At 62.4% G+C, this 20,394-nt stretch carries 15 protein-coding genes; 6 read left to right on the top strand and 9 right to left on the bottom strand.

Annotated elements, in window-relative coordinates:
- Position 1 precedes the first annotated feature (1 nt).
- The 3 genes from ACFRAH_RS06965 to ACFRAH_RS06955 form a co-directional block, all read right to left on the bottom strand.
- Positions 2-985, bottom strand: a complete 984-nt coding sequence (locus ACFRAH_RS06965) for an ABC transporter substrate-binding protein (RefSeq protein WP_377990177.1) — start codon at positions 983-985, stop codon at positions 2-4.
- A 152-nt stretch (positions 986-1,137) separates the two neighbouring features.
- Entirely contained in the window at positions 1,138-2,325 is a 1,188-nt protein-coding gene (locus ACFRAH_RS06960; RefSeq protein ID WP_377990176.1) for a flavin reductase, read from the bottom strand.
- Positions 2,326-2,364: 39 nt separating this feature from the next.
- Positions 2,365-3,576, bottom strand: a complete 1,212-nt coding sequence (locus ACFRAH_RS06955; RefSeq protein WP_377990175.1) for an acyl-CoA dehydrogenase family protein — start codon at positions 3,574-3,576, stop codon at positions 2,365-2,367.
- A 193-nt stretch (positions 3,577-3,769) separates the two neighbouring features.
- On the opposite strand from ACFRAH_RS06955, the gene ACFRAH_RS06950 reads away from it, so the two are divergent.
- A complete protein-coding gene (locus ACFRAH_RS06950) occupies positions 3,770-6,190 on the top strand; it encodes a LuxR C-terminal-related transcriptional regulator (RefSeq protein ID WP_377990174.1) in 2,421 nt (806 codons plus the stop codon).
- A 198-nt stretch (positions 6,191-6,388) separates the two neighbouring features.
- Positions 6,389-8,545 (top strand): glycogen debranching N-terminal domain-containing protein, encoded by a 2,157-nt coding sequence (locus ACFRAH_RS06945; protein ID WP_377990173.1) that lies wholly within the window; start codon positions 6,389-6,391, stop codon positions 8,543-8,545.
- A gap of 360 nt (positions 8,546-8,905) precedes the next feature.
- On the opposite strand, the gene ACFRAH_RS06940 is transcribed toward ACFRAH_RS06945, so the two are convergent.
- From ACFRAH_RS06940 to ACFRAH_RS06920, 5 genes are all read right to left on the bottom strand, one after another.
- A complete protein-coding gene (locus ACFRAH_RS06940; protein ID WP_377990172.1) occupies positions 8,906-9,319 on the bottom strand; it encodes a hypothetical protein in 414 nt (137 codons plus the stop codon).
- A gap of 753 nt (positions 9,320-10,072) precedes the next feature.
- Positions 10,073-10,603, bottom strand: a complete 531-nt coding sequence (locus ACFRAH_RS06935; protein WP_377990171.1) for a hypothetical protein — start codon at positions 10,601-10,603, stop codon at positions 10,073-10,075.
- A 30-nt stretch (positions 10,604-10,633) separates the two neighbouring features.
- A complete protein-coding gene (locus ACFRAH_RS06930; protein ID WP_377990170.1) occupies positions 10,634-11,356 on the bottom strand; it encodes a pentapeptide repeat-containing protein in 723 nt (240 codons plus the stop codon).
- Positions 11,357-12,115: 759 nt separating this feature from the next.
- A complete protein-coding gene (locus ACFRAH_RS06925; protein ID WP_377990169.1) occupies positions 12,116-12,529 on the bottom strand; it encodes a hypothetical protein in 414 nt (137 codons plus the stop codon).
- A gap of 176 nt (positions 12,530-12,705) precedes the next feature.
- Positions 12,706-13,272 (bottom strand): recombinase family protein, encoded by a 567-nt coding sequence (locus tag ACFRAH_RS06920; protein ID WP_377990168.1) that lies wholly within the window; start codon positions 13,270-13,272, stop codon positions 12,706-12,708.
- A gap of 1,707 nt (positions 13,273-14,979) precedes the next feature.
- Here ACFRAH_RS06920 and ACFRAH_RS06915 point away from each other — a divergent pair.
- From ACFRAH_RS06915 to ACFRAH_RS06900, 4 genes are all read left to right on the top strand, one after another.
- Positions 14,980-16,194 (top strand): alpha-hydroxy acid oxidase, encoded by a 1,215-nt coding sequence (locus ACFRAH_RS06915; RefSeq protein ID WP_377990167.1) that lies wholly within the window; start codon positions 14,980-14,982, stop codon positions 16,192-16,194.
- Positions 16,191-16,937, top strand: a complete 747-nt coding sequence (locus ACFRAH_RS06910) for an HpcH/HpaI aldolase/citrate lyase family protein (RefSeq protein WP_377990166.1) — start codon at positions 16,191-16,193, stop codon at positions 16,935-16,937. Before ACFRAH_RS06915 ends, ACFRAH_RS06910 begins: the two co-directional genes overlap by 4 nt.
- A gap of 37 nt (positions 16,938-16,974) precedes the next feature.
- Positions 16,975-17,949 carry a phosphotriesterase gene (locus tag ACFRAH_RS06905; protein WP_377990165.1) on the top strand — a complete coding sequence of 325 codons (975 nt, stop codon included), beginning with the start codon at positions 16,975-16,977 and terminating at the stop codon, positions 17,947-17,949.
- 228 nt (positions 17,950-18,177) lie between these two features.
- Positions 18,178-19,512 (top strand): MFS transporter, encoded by a 1,335-nt coding sequence (locus tag ACFRAH_RS06900; protein ID WP_377990164.1) that lies wholly within the window; start codon positions 18,178-18,180, stop codon positions 19,510-19,512.
- Between the two features lie 33 nt (positions 19,513-19,545).
- On the opposite strand, the gene ACFRAH_RS06895 is transcribed toward ACFRAH_RS06900, so the two are convergent.
- On the bottom strand, positions 19,546-20,256 hold the full coding sequence (locus ACFRAH_RS06895) for a GntR family transcriptional regulator (RefSeq protein WP_377990163.1): 711 nt from the start codon (positions 20,254-20,256) through the stop codon (positions 19,546-19,548).
- Positions 20,257-20,394: the final 138 nt, after the last annotated feature.

Below are 20,394 nucleotides of genomic sequence, written 5' to 3'. Positions count from 1 at the left end.
GTCAGGCCTTGGGAACAACGAGTGTGTCGACGTCGATCTTGCCCTTCACGAATCCGTACTTCGTGATGAGTTCGGACCAGATCCGGGCGCGGTCCGCCGTGAAGTCGGAATTGAACTCGGGAAGCTGCATGACTGCCGCCAGGTCCTTGGGTGTTCCGCTGAAGGACGGGAGGAGAGCCCTGACGGCGTCCGGGTTTTTGGCGGCATAGGCTGTTGCTTCGTCGACTGCGGCCTTGAACTTCTCCACCGTGGTGCGGTTGCCGCTGAGGAATTGTTCAGTGGTGGCCAGGACGAATTGCAGGGCGTGGGGCACGGCAACGGCGCCGGGGGAGAGGATGTAGCGTGCCCCGGCTGCTTCGGCACCATTGGTAAAGGGGGAAATGGTGTTGATGGCATCAACCTGGCCCCTTTCCAGCGAGTTGAGCATGCTGTCCAGGGGAACTTCCAGGAACTTGATGCGGCTGCTGTCCAGGCCTGACTTATCGAGTGCGACCCGCAGCGAAAGCTCGCCGGCGCCTCCAAGGCCGCTCACTCCGATGGTCTTGCCATTCAGGTCCGAGAGTTCCCGGATGGGGCTGTTCTTGGCCACGTAGACCTTGCCCGTATCCTGGGCCGGCTTATCAGTGGTGACAGTGGTGGCGCCGAAGAGCCGCAGCGGAATTCCGGCCGCGGATGCCTGCATGGCATCGACGTTGGCGAGCACGCCGATTTGGGCGGCTCCTGAAACCAGCGCCGGGATGCTTGCCCCCATAGTCGGGGCCGGGGTGATCTTGACGTCAAGGCCGTGCTTCTTGAAGAGGCCCTTTTCCTGTGCCATGTACAACGGCGCGGCATCGACGATTGGCGCGAGCGTCACCGTGAGGCTCGTAGTGCCATCGGCAGAAGTTGTGGCCGGCTTGGCCCCCGCAGGGGAGCATGCTGTGCCTGTCGCTGCAAGTGCCAACGCGACGGCGCCGGCTGCAGCGATGCGGTAGATGGGGGTCATGTTCTGTCCTGTTCTTGGCTTATTCAGAGGGGAAGAAACGCTGTCGGTTCCTAAGGGAGAGGGCACAATGGCTAAGTGATCATTATCATTATGATGATTTGTGTCTCTCGTGGGTACCTTATTTTTCGAGTGCTTTTTCGGGGGGTGCAGGTTTATGCGGGCGGGTTACCGTGCATCTCCGCAGTGACGCGGGATGCAGCCTGCAGGAGGGCTTCGTGATATTCGGCGCGCTGGGCACCGTTTCCCCGGACGCGGTCGTTAAGGGTCAGGATCAAGACGACCTGTCCGTCGCGGTCGAAGACGGGTGCTGAAATGCTGTGAACGGGCGATTCAGTCGAACCGTCCCCGGCCAGCGCGTAGTCGCCGGCCACCGCCCCGAGCAGCTCGTGCAATTCGCGGTCGGTGGAGGGTAGGGGGCCTGTTGCGGCCATCCTGCTGACGACCGATTCCATGGCGTGCAGGCGTTCGTCATCCGGGGTGGCTGCCCACCCCTGCTGCCGGATTTGCTCAAGGTGTTCCTCGACGTGCTGCCGAAGTTCGGGTTCCGGGTGGGCGACGGACCGGGAGATCCAGGCGTCGACGGCCTCCGGCCCCGCCCAGGCGACGAACAGGGCGCCCATCGGCGCCACGAGAGGCAGCCGCAGGCCAACCTTGCTGAAGTCCGGATCTGAGCTTCCGGCTCCGGCGTAGGCCAGTTGGATCACGTCCTCACCGATGACGGCAGACGCGTGGCAGTCCACGCCGTAGCGTGCTGCCAGCGACTCGATCTGCGGACGTGCCCTGTCGGCAAGGCGCAGGTGGGCCGGAAGCACTTCTTCGAAGCCGACCATGAGGGACAGCGTGGAGAATCGTCCGTAGCCGCCTTGGAAGAACAGCAGGGGAGACTTGGACTGGTCGGCTGTTCCAAGTGTGTCGACGGCGCCGATGACGATGTCGTGGTCGCCGGCCTCGTGGACTGTATCGAGCCGGCAGTCTATCCAGGCGATCGCTCCGTCCAGGACCGGTGCTCCGGAGGGGGCCGGACGCCACCGGACCTGGCTGAACTTCTCTGATCCCCGTCTGGCAAACAGACGGCACAAATCGTCCTGGTCGGAGGCCAGCACGTTGATACAGAACCGTCCGGCGTTCCTGATCCGCTGATAGGTTCCGGATTCCCGCATGGGAAGGAAGGCGATCAGTGCAGGCTCGAGGGATACCGAGGTAAAGGATCCGACGGTCATGCCGATCGGCCCGAGTTCGGGGTCGATCGCGGTGACGATGCAGACACCGGTGGGGTAGTGGCCCAGAACGCGGCGGAAGTACTGGGGATCCAGCGGGGTGTTTACGGTGAGTGTATCCATGGCGAGTTTTTCCTTACTGCTTGTGGCATCGAAGGGCCGCTAGATCATCCGCCGGTTTTCGGGGGTCTGCAGTCCGAGCGTGAACTCCCCGTGCAGTTCGAAGCCCACTTCGCCCAGGACACCGTGGGCGAGGATGGTGTTGATGTCGCGCAACAGCCGTGCGAGGAGCCCGTCCTCTGCGATGGCCTGCGCGCCCGTGTGGCGGAAGGCCCGGGTGATGACCTGGTGGGCTGTCTTGCCTGCAAAGGACGATGCCGTCTGCATGAAGTCCAGCAGTTCCAGGTCGACGTCGGCGCCGCGGGCCAGTGCGTCGTGGAGACGCTGATTGGCTTGGACAGCCAGCGCACGTGCCGCGCGTAACTGGGCATCAAGTTCTCCCAGCTCCCGCTGGAACCAGGACGACTCGGCCAGGCTGGCCGAGGAGCCGATGTTGATCCGGCTGCCGCGGCGCTTGGTCGGGGCGATGGCAATGATCTCCTCAAGTGCCCGCCGTGCGGCGCCAAGGACCATTCCCGGGTGCATCTGGAGAATGTAGGGGACCATCCCCATCCGGGCCAGGGGAGTGTCCGTCCGGCGCGGAGTGCCCATGGGGTCGTAGATCATTTCGTCCGGAACGAACACGGAATCAACGACGAAGGCCGTTGAGCCGGTGGCCTTCATCCCCAGGACGTCCCAGGCGTCGAGGATCGTGAACTGCCCGGCAGGAATCAAAGCCATGCGGCGTTCAGTCTGGCCGCGCTCCGAAGCGGTCCAGAAGGTCGCGGAAACGTAATCCGCGTGGTGGATGCCGCTGGTGAAATCCCACCTGCCGTTCAGGACATACCCGCCGTCCACCTTGTCCGCCTCGCCCGGACGCAGTGACGCGGCATGCAGTGGCAGCCTCGAGCTGAAGACGAGCGCGGCCTGCTCGGGGGCCAGGTGAGTCGCCAGCTGCCCGGCACCTTCCAAGAGAATGGCAGAGGTCCACGCGAGGCTGGGATCTATCCGGCCTATGGTCTCAATGACCTCGAATGCCGTGACGGGATCCACCTCGTTTCCTCCCAGGTCATCCGGGGTCATGATGCCCATGATCCCCGCATCCCGCAGGGCCTGGATTGACCCGGATACGACCTTTCCCTGCCGCTGGGATTCCTGTACGCCGTCTTCAAGCACCTCACGGATGAGCTCGACCTGATTCAGAGCGTGCCTGCGCCGTTCAAGCAGGTCTTTGGGCCAATCCGTGGCATTGACGGTAGTGGTGATGGCAGACATTGTGCACTCTCTCTGTCGGTTGGCGTTTGCCGCTGGGGTTACTCCCATCCTCGGCGCTGGCCCCTGAGAGGCACATCACACAAAACCTGTATCTTTGGAACAAATCATCCGAAGGGTTCCCGCAGGAGGCGGTAGCAGCCTACTCCCGCAACGGCGGCGGCGGGGTCAGATGAGCAAACTGCGTGGAGGACGAATGCACTTGGTCGGCGGCGATCTGCGCGGACGAAATCAGGACATTCAGGAGGTGCTGGAACTCCTGGAACAGGGAACCAGGCTCATCACACTCGTCGGGATGGGGGGAGTAGGCAAGACCGTGCTCGCCCGCCAGATTTTGCATCAGGCCGTAGGCGCCGCCGCAGCCCAGAAGGTCTGGTTCGACTTCGAAGCCGGACGCTCCGGAGAGGAAGCGCTGAAGAATTTCAGCGCGGGGGTCCGGCAGCTCATCGCAGAGACTCCTGACGACCGGCCGGCCGATCCGCTGCTGATCGCCGTCGATACGTCCCCGACCGGACCCGACCCCACTGTGCTTATTCGTTCACTCCTGGAAGACCACCCTGGGCTCCAGATCCTGGCCACCCGACGGGGCCGGTTGCGCCTCTCCGTGGAACGGCAGGTGACAGTGAAACCCCTCGCCTTGCCCGAGACCGCTCCTCCAGCCGACCAGCGTGAGTTGGAAGAATTTGTCCACAACAACTCAGCTGTCGCCCTCTTCGTTGAGCGGGTGCTCGCCCTGACGCCCGAAACCACGCTCGACCGGAACACCGTAACAGGCATGCTCGCGATCTGCCGCCGGCTCGGAGGGGTTCCGTTGGCGCTGCAGATGGCAGCCCTGAAAAGCAGCGTCCTTACTCCGGATGCTCTTCTTGCCGAACTGGACCTCACACTGGGCATCCTTGAGGACCTCGAGCCTGGCATCCCTGCCAGACACCGGTCCATGATCGCCTGCCTTGCACCCAGCATCCAGCACCTCTCCCCGCCAGAGCAGGCGGTTTTGGCGGCAGTCGCCGAGTTTGAAGGCGGATGCTCTCTTGAAACCCTTCGCACCCTGGAGCTGGGCAGCCATCCCTCCGGTGAGCCCGTTCAGCTCCTTTCAGCGGCGGCCATGCTCGTTGAACAACAGTTGCTGCAGTCCGTTCCTGCGCGGTCGGGCAGCAGCAGGTTCCAGGTGATGCCGCTGATACGCGATTACCTGATGACCACCAAGGAAATACCGCTAGGGGCAGCGGAGCGGCAAGGCCTGGCCCGTGTACTCGTCGAGCAGTCACGCGCCATGGCCGCTGTCCGGGGGCCGGAAGCCGACCATGCCCGCATATGGTTTGACGAGGAATACGCCAACCTGACGCAGGTCCTGAACTGGCTCATCGAGGCAAAGCACATGTGCCAGGCAGCGGAGCTTGTCCAGTCCCTTTACCTGTACTGGCTGCACAGGGGCCTGATCGAAGAGGGCCTCGCAACCGTGGAACAGGTCCGTGCCGAAGGCGGGTTGGATGCGCGCGGCAAGGCGCAGGTCCTGGGAACCGCCGGAGGATTACGTGCACACCTCACGTCCTACACCAGCGCGCACGCCGAACTTCAGAAGGCCGTCACCCTGTGGCGGTCGGTCGGCTCCCTCCCCGACCTGGCGGGCTCCCTCGTGGCCTTCTCCGCCGCAGCACTCGAAGTGGACGGCTTCCCGTCCGCGGAAGCAGCCCTCCAAGAGGCCATGGAAATTTACACCAGACTCGGGGACGGCTGGGCCCACGCCAGGGCACTCGCCCTCCTCGGCGCCGCCGCAGCCACCGATCCACTGCGGGCCGGGTTCGCCAGAACCTGTCTGGAGGCCGCGTCAGCGGACCTCCTCTCCTTCGGAGACCAGGTAGCAGCCAGCCTCCCCATGGAACAGATAGGCCGGCTCCTCATCGATGACGGAGACTACGATCAGGCACGCATGGTTCTCAACCACGGCCTTACCGAAAGCCGAAGCGTGGGAGACCAGGTGCAGACGTCCGCGCTCCTTAACCTGCTCGCACTCGTCGACACACTGACCAACCGGCCGGCCTTCGCAGCAGCAGGTTACTTTGAGAGCCTCCAGATCGCGGTAAGACTCGGCCTAAAGGCCAGGGCAGTGTGGTGCCTGGAAGGCCTCGCCGAATCCTTTGCCAGTCTCAACGAACACACCCTCGCCTCCACCGCCGCCGCCTCGGCAGCGGTTATCCGCGGCGATCTGGGGTTGGAATACTGGATGGAATTCTGCTGCCCACGGCGCCCGAGCACCCCTACGCCTAAACCCACCACACGAGCCACCCGGCTGGCTGCCCTTGGCGGCAGCGTCTGGCCGCCTCAACAAATACTTGCCCAGGCACCCCAACGCCTCCTGGAGCTGATGGAGCCCACAACTCCAGCCCCCGGTTCCCGCGCACCGGAAAAAAGCCCCGACGGGCTGACCCGGCGCGAAATCGAAATCCTGGGCCTGGTCGCCAGCGGCTTCACCAACCGGGACATCGCCGCGAACCTGGTCATCAGCATCGATACCGTTGGACGCCACATCAGCAACCTGTACCGGAAGATCGGCGCCCGTGGAAGGGCTGATGCCACGGCCTACGCCTGGCGCATGAACCTCGTGGCGAGTATTTAGGCGGACTGGAAGGCGACGCCCCTTAGTCCTTGCCGCTCCCATCCCAAGTTTCGGACCCCTTCAACGTCCATCGCGGAACCCTGCGGTGAGATGGCCCCGATGTGGACCCCACGCATTGAACTGCACTGGTGCTCCCTCCAAGCCGGGCGTAGATTCGAGGAGGCATGAAGGCTTGGTCACCTCAAAGAGGAGCTTGTGATGGCCGGATGGAATGCAGACAACGCAGCGGGGCCAATCGGGCAGGGTGCCGTGACGCTGGTGGAGGGATCCTCGTTCTGCATATCCCTCCAGAATGGGGACATCTTCCCTCACCATCCTCACGGCGTCTTCCATCTGGACACCAGGATCCTGTCCCGCTGGTGCCTGACGATCAACGGCCAGCCAATGGAGGCCCTTGGCGCGTGGACGCCTGCTCCCTACCAGGGAAGCTACATTGGCAGGGCCATCCGGTCCGACGGCAGGGCCGACAGTCCGCTGTCCGTCGAGCGCAGGCGCAAACTGGGGGGCGGCCTTGTCGAGGACATCATCATCCACAATTACGCATTAGGGCCCGCCGCCTGCGAAATCGCACTCTCCATCGACGCCGATTTCGCCGACCTTTTCGAAGTCAAGGACGGGCGCTTCCACCGGCAATGGAATCAGACCAGGCAGGTCGAGGACGGTGCGGTGAGGCTGGAGGCAGTTTGGCAGGATGTCCGGAAGGGCGTTATCGTCACGGCTCCCGCCGGCACGGCCAGCGCCGACGGTTTTCACTTCCAGACAGTCATACCTGCACAGGGGGAGTGGAACGTCCGGGTCGAGGTGGTCCCGGTCGTGGAGGGCGTCAATCCGTCCTTGCCATCCGTAGAGGAGGCCCCGGATGCTACCTCACCCCAGGACCGGCGGCTGCAGTCCTGGGTTGCCAGCATCCCACCCGTCCGGATCGGAAACCCGTCCCTCCAGCGCATCTCCGACCGCAGCTACGCTGACATCGGAGCCCTGCGCATCACCGACCCGCAAAACCCCGACAGAATGGTCGTTGCTGCCGGAGCGCCATGGTTCATGGCCCTGTTTGGCCGTGACTCGTTACTCGCCTCGTTCATGGTGATGCCCATCAACGCACCGCTGGCCCTGGGCACACTGCAGACCCTGGCCGACCTCCAAGGCACAGCAGTGGACCCGCTGACCGAGGAACAGCCCGGGAGGATCCTGCACGAGGTCCGCTTCGGCGTCGCCACGGGCGTGACTCTGGGCGGGAAGTCAGCCTATTACGGCACCGCGGACGCCACGCCACTGTTCGTGACCCTGCTCGGTGAAGTGAGCCGCTGGGGAGTCGCGCCCGAGGACATCGCCGCCCTGATGCCCAACGCGGACCGCGCCCTGGACTGGATCCGGGATTACGGCGACAGCGATGGCGACGGGTTCGTCGAGTACGAGCGGCTCAACGAGCACGGACTGATCAACCAAGGCTGGAAAGACTCCTGGGACGGAATCAATTTTGCCGATGGCCGGATAGCGGAACCGCCCATCGCCTTATGCGAAGTGCAGGGCTACGTCTACAGCGCCTACGTTGCCCGGGCCTGGATGGCCCACGACGCCGGCGACCGGGCACTGGCCGCCGAACTGCGGGACAGGGCCGAGCAGCTGAAGAAGCGGTTCAACGACCAGTTCTGGTTGCCGGACCGGGGATACTACGCGATTGCGCTGGACCGGAACAAACAGCCCGTCGATGCCTGCGCATCGAACATGGGCCACTGCCTGTGGTCCGGCATCGTGGATGAGGACAAGGCCCGGCAGGTTGCCGACCGGCTAATGTCCCCGGAAATGTTCAGCGGCTGGGGCGTGCGCACCCTGGCCGCGGACATGGGCGCCTACAACCCGGTCAGCTACCACAACGGCTCCGTCTGGCCGCACGACAACGCGCTGATCGTCGCCGGCCTCATGCGTTACGGGTTCGTCCCCGAGGCCCAGCGGATCGCGACGGCACTGATGGAAGCCGCTGAATACACGAACCACAGGCTGCCCGAACTGTTCTGCGGGTTCAGCCGGTCAGCCTGCCCCGAACCCCTTCCCTACCCAACCGCCTGCTCACCCCAGGCCTGGGCCGCAACGACCCCAATAATGCTCATCCGAAGCCTCTTGCGCCACGATGCTCATTACTCCCTTGGCGGGCTCTGGATCGACCCCGTACTGCCCGAAACGTGGGGGGACTTTCACGCCGAAAACGTCGCCATGGGAGAAGCCCGCTTCACGTTCGACGTCTCCGGGTCCCGGGTAACAGTGGACGGCCTACCCGAAGGCATCAAGGTCCACCGGGGAACCCGCCCGTCGCTGGCCGATGTAGAGGAACTGGACAGGCTGCGCCGCACGAAATAAGTCCTTCAGCGACCTCACCGAATGCGATCGGTGGTGCCAGGTCACCGATTTTTAGCTACCTCTCTGCAACGATGCGAAGTGCATTGTCGGGCACGCTTCCGCTATTTATCAAGCGGGGCTTGTATCCCGCAATGTGCTCGCGGTTCCAGTGCGGCCGGGGCCGCACTGCCAAGAGCAGGATTGTGCAGAGGCAGCCGCGGAAATCAGTCGACGGCCCAGCGTCCGGCACCACCAGCGTCCGGCACCACGACTGCCCGGCAGTTTGGGAACGCCGATAATTGCGATTTCGTAAAGCTGTCCCTCGAGACGTTCCGTTGTGCACGAGGCGGCAGCCTGCTCGGATTTCACCAAGGGTCGCCTCTATGGGTAAGGCACGACGGACTGATTCCTGCCTAGACGCCACTCAAGGCCGTCGACCTCGATCCTCAGGGTGGAAGTCGTGCCTCGCCGGAACAACCGCCGCCGCTCCTCCACATGCCCGTCGCCTTGAAGGTATGCGCGGATAACGAGGCACAGCCTCCGGAGGTCGGCCTCCTTCTCCGCCTCCACGTCGTCGTAGTCGAACAGTGTTGTCTGGACGTTCAGCTCTGGGACGAAGGCGTCTATCCATTCGTAGCTGGCTCGAATGATTGCCGTGCGGGCCTTCTCGACGCGGCTCACGTGAATACCGTGCAGCCAGGAATCGTCTCCGGAGCTCACGCTCGACACAGTGAAGTTTTCATCGAACACCTGGTCCGCGACCCGATGGAGCATGGCTTTGATGTCGATAGTCACGAGGACAGTCTCTCAGCTGCTTCCTGCCAAAACAGGCAAGAATTGGATCCAGTGATTTCTGCCCCGGAACGGCCGCCGGCATGAGTACGGTGGACCTCCTGTAGCTGCGGAGGTGTGATTCGAAGTTCTCAAGCTCGAACTTTGCTAGATCAAGGCGTGCACCCGCATTATCGATGTTCTGTCCGTTGCCTGTAGTCGTAAGGAGTAGGGTCGGTTCAAGGTCAGGGTATCGCCGCTTTATTGCAGCACCGTTCTCCTCTGCGTCTTGTTCGCTCAGAGGGATGGTGAAGTGACGCTGGCTGTACTGCCCCGGAAGCGAACCGTCATGGACACGGTTATCAAAGAGTGGAAGGGGGTAATTAGGCTGTGGGAAATCTAGAGAGACTCGAGAATCATGTTCCACGTTGCAGCCACAGGCGTCTTTAGCGGATCTGAATTGAGCAACCATGCGAGCCTTCCGAATGATGAGTCAGTTCCACCGTTTCCTCTAATCTCGCAGCTAAATAGAGCGTCTGCTTTGAGGCTGTCTAGCTGCAAGAGTTTAAGCCCATGCCCCCGCACCTCAGGCGACGCCGGTTTTATCGGGGGGGTGTAAGGACCGCTGATATCGCCCGTCCTGCCTGAGACAGCCCGTAATACAGGTTGAGAGACCTTGATTCGTAACCGATTGGTCACTCTCCGACATGGCATTTCGACGGTCTGCGTAGGGCGTTGTCCAGAGAAGTTGGTTGACCTCCCTTTACCGTCTGGCGGTTAGTCCTTCAGTCTGCCCACCCATGCTCGGTGCTTGTCCGCAGTGGTCAACCCATCTCGGCGGCGTCCACGCAGGATCGCGACCCTCGTCCTGCCTTCCACCACCTGCAGACCATCACCGGGCGGATCGAGCAGAGACCGGTCAATCAGCACCGGCGGCACGGACCACGTTCCGTGCTCCTCCCAGTCGGCTTTGACGAGCGGCTTGTACCGCGACTTTGCAATCAGCCAGTGCCGGTGTTGTGCGGCGAACTCCTCGATTAGGCCGGCTTCGCTGGCTCCGGTGGGCATGGCGTCGAAATTAGCGGCAGGGACTTCTTCCAGGACCCAGGCCAAACGGTCCAGTGGTACGTCACCATAGTCGTTGACCAGCTCGTTGCGGTCGCCAAAGTCCCACAACCACTGCCGGACCACCTCTGCTGGCCAGCCAAGGGTTGCAACTTCGGGGCGGGTCAAAAAGGCGGCGAACTCCTGATCGGATCTCACATGGCGATCAGGGTCCAGAACTAATTCCTGTAGACGCGTCAGCACACTGACCTACTTTACGGGTCGGATTTGCTTTCACTGCGTGGCCAGGCGCCGTGCCTCGTCCAGAAGGGAACGAGTGGAGTCGGTGTTGCAGCCGTCCGGCTTCGTCTCGGGTGGCGTGAATCCCTCAGGCCAGATGGTGGTGGCGTCTGCGCATGCGAGAAGGGTGACGACGGGCGAGCTTTCGACTCCTCTGTAGAAGGCCTGGCCCGTCACGGTGCTTTTCCACGTGTTCGACTCCAGCACGGAGCCGCTGAGGTCTGCTCCACGAAGATCGGCCCCGCTGAAGTTCGCACCGGTGAGATTGGACTCATGAAGCTTGGCTCCGTTGAGCTTTGCTTCACGGAGGTCCGCGTTCACGAGATGCCCTTGATAGACATCAGCCTTCGACAAATCAGCTCCGCGAAGGTCGGCGTTGTCGAGGGTAACGAAGCTCAGGGATGCGCCCGAAAGCTTTGCACGTGCGAATCGAGCATCCGTGGCGTCCGAGAAGTAGATATTCGTGCGGGTGAGGTCAGCGTCGGCGAAACTCGCCTTGTTTAGCCCCGAATTCACGAAGGTACTTTCAGCCAAGGAGGAACCGTCCAAGGAGGCCTCGCGAAGGGTGGCGCCGTTGAAGTCGGCCTTGTTTAGCTTCAGTCCCCCAAGGCTCTGCCCCTGCAGATCGATGTCGCTAAAGGGCTTGGCGGACGCCTCGTCGGAGGACCGGTCGCGAACGAACCTCAGGTTCTCTCTTCGGTCAGCCTCATCAGCCATCTGCTCGGAGGCGAGCTGCTCTCGGTCTGATCTCTGGTCGTCTACGACGCTCTGGCTAATGAGGGATCCAACGGCGACAACTGCGCCTGAGATCAGTCCTACCAGCACTTCACGCCACCAGTTCTTACGGGGTTGGCGGAGGCTCGATACTGGAGGCCGGGATGGCCGTGGAGGGACCTGCCCCCGCTGAAGAGTCATGATCAACAGCCTAAGTCTCACGGTGTGGCTCAGACGGCAGCACCTTCTCGCCGGGCGTTTTCTTTTTCCCTTGTGAACCGGGTTAAGAAAGCGAAGCAAGTTTTGCTTGGCTGAAAGACTTTGGCCTGCCCGTAACCCGGCAAGCGCGCTGACAGGTAACGGTGGGCACGTGACACAATCCGGTGAGAACCACGACTACAGAGGGGCATCATGGCGATGACACTCCGCTCGGGATCGCGGCCGCCCTGTGCTCCTACAAGCCAGGCCGGGCACTGATCATTCAAGCGCCCGACGAGGTGCTGGACATCCTGATGCCAGGCGGCTGCATCCCGGAAGCGTCCGACAAGCCTCCGCTACAGACCGGCCGGCAGGTTCGGTGTTGCCGGGCCTAACGTGTGGGCGGTGCACCGAGGTTAACCCAGGGTCGAGGAGCTGAAGCCGCGCGAATACCTGGTCGAATCACGGCGGGCTGGCACGCCGATAACGGGTATTCCGTCAAGCCAGCCCTGGCTGGCGTACAGTCGCGCTCGGGAGGCCTGCGGATGTCTCGAATGGATGGCTCTACGGGTAAGGCACCACGTAATGGTTCCTGCCTAGTCGCCATACCAAGCCGTCGGCTTCGATCCTCAAGACGGAGTTCGTGCCGCGCCGGAACAACCGCCGCCGCTCCTCCACGTGTCCGTTGCCTTCAAGGTATGCGCGCATAACCCTGCAGAGCCTTAGGAGGTCGGCCTCCTTCTCCAACTCCACGTCGTCGTAGTCGAAAAGTGTTGCCTGGACGTTGAGCTCCGGGACGAAGGCGTCTATCCATTCGTAGCTGGCTCGGATGATTGCGGTGCGGTCCTTGTCGGCGCGGCTAACGTGAACACAGTGCAGCCAGGGTTCGTCTTTGGAGCTGACATCCGCCACGGTGAAGTCCTCGTCGAACACCTGGTCCACGACCCGACAGAGCATGGCTTTGATGTCTATATTCACGAGGACAGTCTCCCAGCTGAATCCTGCCAAAGGACGACAACCGGGCGAATCTGATGACCGGTAACGGGAGTTCTCGCAGCTACTTCCACTCCCGTGGTTTGAGCGCCGATAACCGTGATTTCGTCAAGCTAACGTTGTTCGGACAACGAGACCTCGGAATCCTAGCCCTGGAACTGCTACGGAAGGGTCGCGAGCCGTAGGTACTGGTACACGGTCTCCCGACTGATGCCGAAATCACGGGCGAGGACGGATTTCGGAACACCACCGGCTGCCCGCTGAACCAGTTCGGCCGCTCGTTCTGGCGTCAGGGTCTTCTTCCGCCCCTTGTAGGCGCCGCGCTGCTTGGCCAAGGCGATGCCTTCGCGCTGGCGTTCCCTGATGAGGGAGCGCTCGAATTCAGCGAAGGCGCCCATGACCGAGAGCATGAGGTTGGCCATGGGGGAGTCCTCACCGGTAAAGACCAGGCCCTCTTTGACAAACTCCACCCGCACGCCTTTACGGGTGAGGCCTTGGACCAGGGCGCGAAGGTCATCGAGGTTCCTGGCGAGCCGGTCCATGCTGTGCACCCCGACAGTGTCCCCGTCACGGGCAAACCTCAGTAACTCGGTCAGCTGCGGTCTGGCGGTGTCCCTGCCGGAGGCCTGGCCCGTGAAGTCCCGGTCCAGAACCAGCCCATCGAGCTGGCGCTTCCCGTTCTGATCCAGCGTGCTCACGCGTACGTACCCAATCCGTTGACCAGCCACGATGCCTCCAACCCTCTTACACGTGGGATTGAGTTCTAGGGCCTTCCCGGACAAACGTCAAGAGGTGCAGGTTTTCGGGCGTCAGGTTGGCGTGTGCCGAACTTAGACGTGAGGGCTAAGTGAACCCAGAGGTCATCGCGTCGAACGTCAGCGGCGGCACGTTTTGGAATAACATGCGGGACGTTCAGATTACGAGGAACGACGCGGATCGAACTGCTGGCGGAGTGACACCATCGTGCTGTCCCAGTTCCAAGGAAGTGGGACATCCTGAGCGGTATGAAGGTAGCCCACCTTGAATGCGTGATTCTGTCCCAGATACGTATGGCTCCGGCATAATCGCAGAGATATCGCGCGCTGAGCCAGGCCTTGTCTGACTTCAGGGCCCAGGGGTCCTTTGGGAGGGCCGGTATCGCGTACGGAGTTCGTATCCGAGCGATTTGTCGATCATCATTCTTGCGTCGACGCCGTTTCGCCCGATCCACGCAAGGTCCCCGTCACCACTAACGGCGTCCACTTTTCCCGTGCGGAGGTATTGGCCTCGACGGTATACGTCGACAAGTGCGCCGACCAGGCGCTCCCAGTCGTGGCGGGGGAGCATGCTGTAGAAGGTGTTCCACGCTTCTGCAGAGCTCTGTTCTGCATCCAGTACGAAGTATGCCGATTGCGGCTGCCGCATCATGGACCTTCGGTCCTCTCGTATTTTGCCAAAGACCAGTCGGCACAGGCCGGGGTTCTTTTGCGCGTCATCCCAGCTCCGCGCTCTGTGCCGGGACCGCGGTGAGTTCCCGATGGCGCTCATGAGACGGCTGAGCCTTTGAGGTGGTATTAGAAGTTGGCGGCCGGGTCATCTGGCCACCATCCGGCCCAAGCAACCGACGTAGAGGGCGTGCGATGAGTTGGATTCTTGGCCGCGCCGCTGAGCTCCCAGGAATGCATGTTGGCTTCTTTAGAGACTCGAATTGATTGGCTTATGGCCCGACCGAAGGGGGCCACGACGCCCACGCGTGCCCTTTTGAAGCGGCTCAGCGGACGCCTCAGGTCGAACCGCCTTGACGCGCCGGCTTCCTTCTGGGATCCAGCTCCTTTAGCGGGGACACGGACAAAGGGTGGAATCCAAAGGTCTGGATCGATGTGAATGTCGATGTATGGCCCTGCGGGGCTCGACGTTGAGCTGTTCACTGGTGCCTCCCGGTTTGAACTCCAGGAACATCCTGGATGGCGCCAACCGTAACATTTTATTTTTTGCAAAAAAAGATCCGACGGGACATTTCTGCTCGCAGGGGAGTGGGGCGTATCCGCTGGGCTGTTGTTCGGCAAGACGTTGAAGTAAGCGGCGCCGCCGCGGCAAGATTCGCCCGCGGGCAGCGGTGGAGCCTGTTGCGGGGTCGCCCTACGCCAGTGGAGTCTCAGCGCCTCGGGTGGTGAGTAAAAAATCATTTGCATTTTACAAAATCGCTGTTATCGTTCTGATCTATGGGATCCAGGTCACACTCTGGAGGCCTGGCTCAGGAGCGGATCACTCGGTGGTTGCGCCCTGCAGTGCTCAGAGCGGATATTCAAGGAAGGACCACGAATGAGATTGGCTTGGCTCGATTCGAGGAGGTCGAATGCAATGCACCAGTTGCCGGCGCGGCGGTGCAGGCGGGTATCGGCCGGTTCACGCCTGTTTGTTGGCTCCTATGCCGCGGGCCTCGCGGGAGGTATCGCGTGAGCGGCGTTGGCAGCTCCCGGCTGACGGGGCTGCTTAATTATGAGGACGTACGAAGTGCGGCGGCGCGGCGTGTTCCGCGGTCGATTTTCGAATATGTGGATGGGGGAGCCGAGGACGAGGTCACGCTGAAAGCGAACCGCGAAGCTTTCGCCGAACTGTCTTTTGCACCACGCAATGGCGTGTGGGTGGGGGATCCGCAGCTCAAGACAACGGTGCTCGGACAGAACATTTCCATGCCGGTGCTTACTGCCCCGTGCGGCGGGATGCGTTTGCTGCACCCGGACGGTGACCTTGCTGTGGCCCGGGCTGCTGCGGCGGCTGGCACCATTCATGTTGCAACATCGGCCTCAGGATTCAGCCTCGAAGAGATCGCTGACGTCCCTGGCCTCAAGGTTTTCCAGGCTTACAGGTTCTCGAATGAGAAAGCCATGAAGTCGCTGGTTGAACGTGCCCGGACCGCGGGCTATTTCGGGCTCATGGCAACGATCGATACACCTGTTGCCGGCATCCGTGAACGCGATTTCCGCAACGGTTTCAGTTACGACATGCGTATCAACCTGCGCAACATAGTTCGGATGGCGCCCAAGGTCATCAACCGACCTGGTTGGGTTCTGCGTTTCATGCGCGATGGGATGCCGTTCGCTCTGCCGAATACGGCCGACATCACTCCGGACGGCAAGCCCATGGAACTTTCCAGCCTGAGCCGCACCGGCAAGGAGTCGCACTCCCCAAGCTGGGATGACATTGTTTGGATGCGCCGCTACTGGGATGGCCCATTGATCATCAAAGGTGTCCTGACGGTCGCCGATGCGCACCGGGCCAAGGCTCTAGGCGCGGACGCGATTGTGGTCTCGAACCACGGCGGCCGCCAGCTTGATGGGGCACCGGCGACGATCCGTGCCCTGGCAGCGATTGTCGAAGCCGTCGGTGACGGCGCGGAGGTGCTTCTGGACAGTGGCGTCCGGCGCGGAAGCGATGTCGTCAAAGCCCTGGCCACCGGCGCACGGGCAGTCCTCGTCGGCAGGGCCGCCGCCTACGGACTGGCCGCCGGCGGACAGCCAGGCGTGGAACACGTGCTCGCGCAGCTGAACAATCAGCTCACCCGCACGATGCAACTGCTGGGAGCAGGATCGGTCGAAGAGCTCGACGAAACCTGGCTCACCCCGGCAGCGTCCGCGGCCCAGGAAAACGTTGCGGTTGGTGCCCCGTGATTGGCGCGACCCGCTTCCTGCGGGACCGTATCGACGCCAAAGAGCAGCTACGCGGCCTCTCCTGCGCGTTCGGGGAACCGCAGATCGCCGAGGAGTTCGCGATGGCGGGCTTCGATTACGTCTATGTCGACCAACAGCACGGTCACGTGACCCAGGAACGCCTGCTTCAGATGATGAGGGCCATCACTCCAACCGACACCGCAGCGCTTGTCCGGGTGGCAGAAAACCAGCCCGCCCTCATCGGTGCTGCCCTCGACGCTGGAGCTGAGGGCGTCATCGTGCCCGATGTCGAGGACGCCGGGGCCGCGGCCCGGGCTGTGCGGGCCTGCAAGTACGCCCCCCTGGGCTCGCGCAGCTGGGGACCTATGAGGGCAGTGCACGGAGTGGGCGTTGATCCGGCCGTCGTCAATTCCCGAACAGTGTGCCTGGTCATGATCGAGTCCAAAGCCGCCGTCGAGGCAATCGACGAGATCCTCGACGTTCCCGGCATTGACGGGGTGTACATCGGCCCCGCCGACCTTTCAGTGAGCCTTGGGGGAGAACCGAAAAGCCTGTCCCAGAACCCCGACGAACGTACCCTCGCGGCGATCAAGACCATCCGCGATGCCTGCGTTATCCGGGGAAAGATCGCCGCAGTCAGCGGCCGGCCCTCGGAACTGCATAAGGAAGGCTACGCGATGGTCACCGCAGCCTCCGACTACACCCTGATCCGTTCCGGCCTGCAAAGCCTGCAGGCTGACTAACCCACCCAGAACCAGCGCAGAGAAAGCACGCAAAGACATGCCAACGATTGACACCGTACGAGGCCCTATCAGCATCGAACAGCTCGGGACCGTACTACCGCACGAACATATTTTCACCAAGAATCCCGAGATCGAGCAGAACTGGCCCTCGCCCGAATGGGACGGCGATGAAGTCATGATCGACCGTGCCGCCACCATCCTGAACGAGCTCAAGGAGTTGGGTATCGACTCCATCGTCGACCTCACCGTCCCTGGCCTTGGCCGCAACATCCCACTGATCCAGCGCGTCGCTGCGAAGACCGACGTCAACATCATCGTTGGCACGGGCTACTACATCTTCGATGCGCTGCCCACCTTCTTCAAGACGCACAGCCCCGAAGGCCACCTCGGAGTCAAAGATCCCCTGGCGGACCTGTTCATCCGGGACATCACCGAAGGCATCGCCGAGACAGGCGTCAAAGCCTCGATCATCAAGGTCGCCACCGACACCCCAGGGATCACCCCGGACGTCGAACGGGTCCTCGCCGCAGCAGCCGAAGCGCACCGACAGACCGGCGCTCCCATCACGACCCACACCCACGCCGATGAGTTCCGCGGCCGCGACCAGCAGGAATACTTCCGCAAACAGGGCATCCCCCTGGAACACGTGCTGATCGGCCACTGCGGCGACTCAACCGACATCGCCTACCTGCGCGAACTGATGGACAACGGCTCGCCCCTTGGCCTGGACCGGTTCGGGATGGAGATCATGCTTGAGGACGAAAAGCGCATCGAGACCACGGTGCAGCTGATCGAGCTGGGCTACGCCGACAAGCTCACCCTCTCCCACGACGCAGGAATCTTCAGCGTCAACCTGCCCCCGTCGTACCGCAGCAGCGTGATGCCGAACTGGCACCACAAGCGGATCTCCCAGGACATCCTGCCGGCCCTGAGTGAGCGGGGTGTGTCCGACGCGGACATTCACCAGATCACCGTCCTGAACCCCGCCAGGCTTCTGGCCGGGGCGCGCTAAAGGACCTTACCAAGAGCACGCACCCAGGTTGGCTTACGCTTCCCAGCGGTGCCCGCTCCGTCCACGCGTCGGGATCCCTAAAACCGTTCGCATCACACCTCGATGCGTCCGCCCCGACCAAACCACTAAGACCCCAGGAGCCATCCCGGCTCCGTAACGGTTTACTCGCCGTTCGCAAGTATCCCAGGGACACCCCAACCGCAACGCCGTGATGCAAAGGAGGATCTCGTGCAGCAACGCGAAGAGTCCAAAGTAAGCGATGTCGATTCGGACATCATCCAGCCCTCGTCAGCCAAACAAATTCGCCGCGTGCTCCTTTCGAGCTTCGCCGGCTCACTCATCGAGTGGTACGACTTCTACATCTTCGGAGTCGCCTCCGCCCTTATCTTCAACAAGATCTTCTTCCCCGCCCTTGAGCCCACCGTCGGCGTGCTCGCATCATTCGCCACGCTCGCCGCAGGCTTCCTGGCACGACCCATCGGCGGCATCATCTGGGGCCACTACGGTGACAAAATCGGACGCAAGAAGATGCTCGTCCTCTCGATGCTCATCATGGGCGTCTGCACAACGCTGATCGGGTTTTTGCCGACCTACGCCACGATCGGCATCTTGGCACCGGTCATCCTGGTCGTGCTGCGAACCGCTCAGGGAATCGCAGCCGGCGGCGAATGGGGTGGCGCCGTCCTGATCGCGATGGAGCACCAGAACAAGCGGCGCGGGCTGGCCAGCAGCTTCCCGCAGATGGGCCTGTACGGCGGCATCCTGCTCTCGACCGGTGTTTTCACCCTCGTGACGATGATGCCCGAAGACGTGCTGATGTCCTGGGGCTGGCGCGTCCCTTTCATCGCCTCGGCCCTGCTCGTCTTCGTTGGTCTGCTGATCCGCAAGGGAGTCGATGAGAGCCCGGTCTTCCTCAAAGCCCTGCGCGAGGCAGAAAAGCGCGACCAGCAGAAAGCTCCGTTGATCGAGGTACTGCGCCAGCCGCGCAACCTGATTCTCGCGACCTCACTGACCATCGGCCCGTTCGTGATCAGCTCCATCTACAGCACCTTCGCCGCGGCGTACGGCGCCCAGATCGGCTTCGGCCGGACGGAAATGTCGACCATGGTCCTGGTGGGAAGCGTCGTCGGGTTCCTCTTCCAGCCAGTGTTCGGAGCGCTCTCCGATTACATCGGGCGCAAGGGCATCTTCATTGCCGGTCTGCTCGTTCAGGCAGGCGGGGTCTGGTATCTCTTCGAAGGGATGAACGCGCACGCCAGTGGCGGGGTCTTCATCGCCACCGTAATCGTGAACTTCGGCCACTCGATGTGCTACAGCCCAACCGCGGCCTGGATCGGCGAGCTCTTCCCGACGCATCTTCGCTACACAGGAGCATCGCTCGGATACCAGCTGGCAGGTTCGCTCGGCGGCCTGACGCCGCTGATCTGCTCGGCGCTTCTCGTCGGAGCAGGCGGGCCGCCAAACACCCTGAGCATCGTCTTGTTCTCGGCCCTGGCAAACGGCATCGCGCTGGTCGCGGCCCTGGTTGCCCGGGAAACGGCCAAGAGCGCCTTGGTCGACTAGCCGCTAAGACCGTGGGTCCGGGACGGCTGGCCGTCAATCCTCCGCAACAGGGTCAGCCGTTTCGGACCACAGATCAAGGGAATCAAGATGCGTAACCAGCAGCATGCCGCTCTCCACGAAGTGCTCCGACATGAGCTTGCGGGAGGCCTCGGCATCATGCCCGGCGATGGCATCAATGATGATCGTGTGACCATAGCGGTTGAACTCAGCCCAACCTGGCACGACCGTGAAGGCCTGATTGAACTGAAGAGGCACCGATCGGCGGGCGGTCTGGGCGAACCACACCAGCTTCGGTGCAGCACTCGCACGGTGGACCGCGTAGTGAAGCTCATCGTTCAGCTCCAGAGCGGATTCGCCCGAGTGGTCTTCAAGGTCGACCAGCCGACGGTCGGCCGCCCGCAGCGATTCAATATCGGAAGATGTGGCGCGCCCCGCCGCGTGCGCGGCGATTTCACCCTCCACCATGGCCCACACACGGTACGTATCAATGACATCACTGCGGTTAAGCGGGGCAACGCGGAAGCCACGATGCGGCTCATGCGTAACCCAGCCGTCCTGGGCAAGCTGGAGCAACGCCTGACGAACCGGAGTGATACTGGTCCGCATAGCGGTGGCCAGTTCGACCAGTCCCAAGTGATCACCAGGGCTGACCTCGCGCTGGAGGATCAATCCTCGAATCTCAGCCGTCACGGAATCCCCGAGCAGCAAACGCCGCTGCGGCTTTTCGATTTTATATTTTGCCATGTAGCACAGCTTGGCATATATTCCACCCCCACGTCACGTCCTGCGCCGCGCAGAGCACGCCTGTCCGATGAAACGGCACACTCTCATCCCGGCCAGAATCAACCCCGCGACCGTCATGGCCGGCAACACCCTTTGCCC

The sequence above is a fragment of the Arthrobacter sp. NPDC056727 genome (assembly GCF_042790555.1).
Classification (GTDB): Bacteria; Actinomycetota; Actinomycetes; order Actinomycetales; family Micrococcaceae; genus Arthrobacter.
This window is presented reverse-complemented; position numbering and strand designations above follow the sequence as displayed.

Bases quoted from the DNA above. Each gene is read 5' to 3' on its own strand.
- ACFRAH_RS06955 (WP_377990175.1), bottom strand. From the start codon at position 3,576: ATGTCTGCCATCACCACTACCGTCAATGCCACGGATTGGCCCAAAGAC.
- ACFRAH_RS06960 (WP_377990176.1), bottom strand. From the start codon at position 2,325: ATGGATACACTCACCGTAAACACCCCGCTGGATCCCCAGTACTTCCGC.
- ACFRAH_RS06965 (WP_377990177.1), bottom strand. From the start codon at position 985: ATGACCCCCATCTACCGCATCGCTGCAGCCGGCGCCGTCGCGTTGGCA.
- ACFRAH_RS06895 (WP_377990163.1), bottom strand. From the start codon at position 20,256: ATGGCAAAATATAAAATCGAAAAGCCGCAGCGGCGTTTGCTGCTCGGG.
- ACFRAH_RS06905 (WP_377990165.1), top strand. From the start codon at position 16,975: ATGCCAACGATTGACACCGTACGAGGCCCTATCAGCATCGAACAGCTC.
- ACFRAH_RS06945 (WP_377990173.1), top strand. From the start codon at position 6,389: ATGGCCGGATGGAATGCAGACAACGCAGCGGGGCCAATCGGGCAGGGT.
- ACFRAH_RS06950 (WP_377990174.1), top strand. From the start codon at position 3,770: ATGCACTTGGTCGGCGGCGATCTGCGCGGACGAAATCAGGACATTCAG.
- ACFRAH_RS06930 (WP_377990170.1), bottom strand. From the start codon at position 11,356: ATGGCTGATGAGGCTGACCGAAGAGAGAACCTGAGGTTCGTTCGCGAC.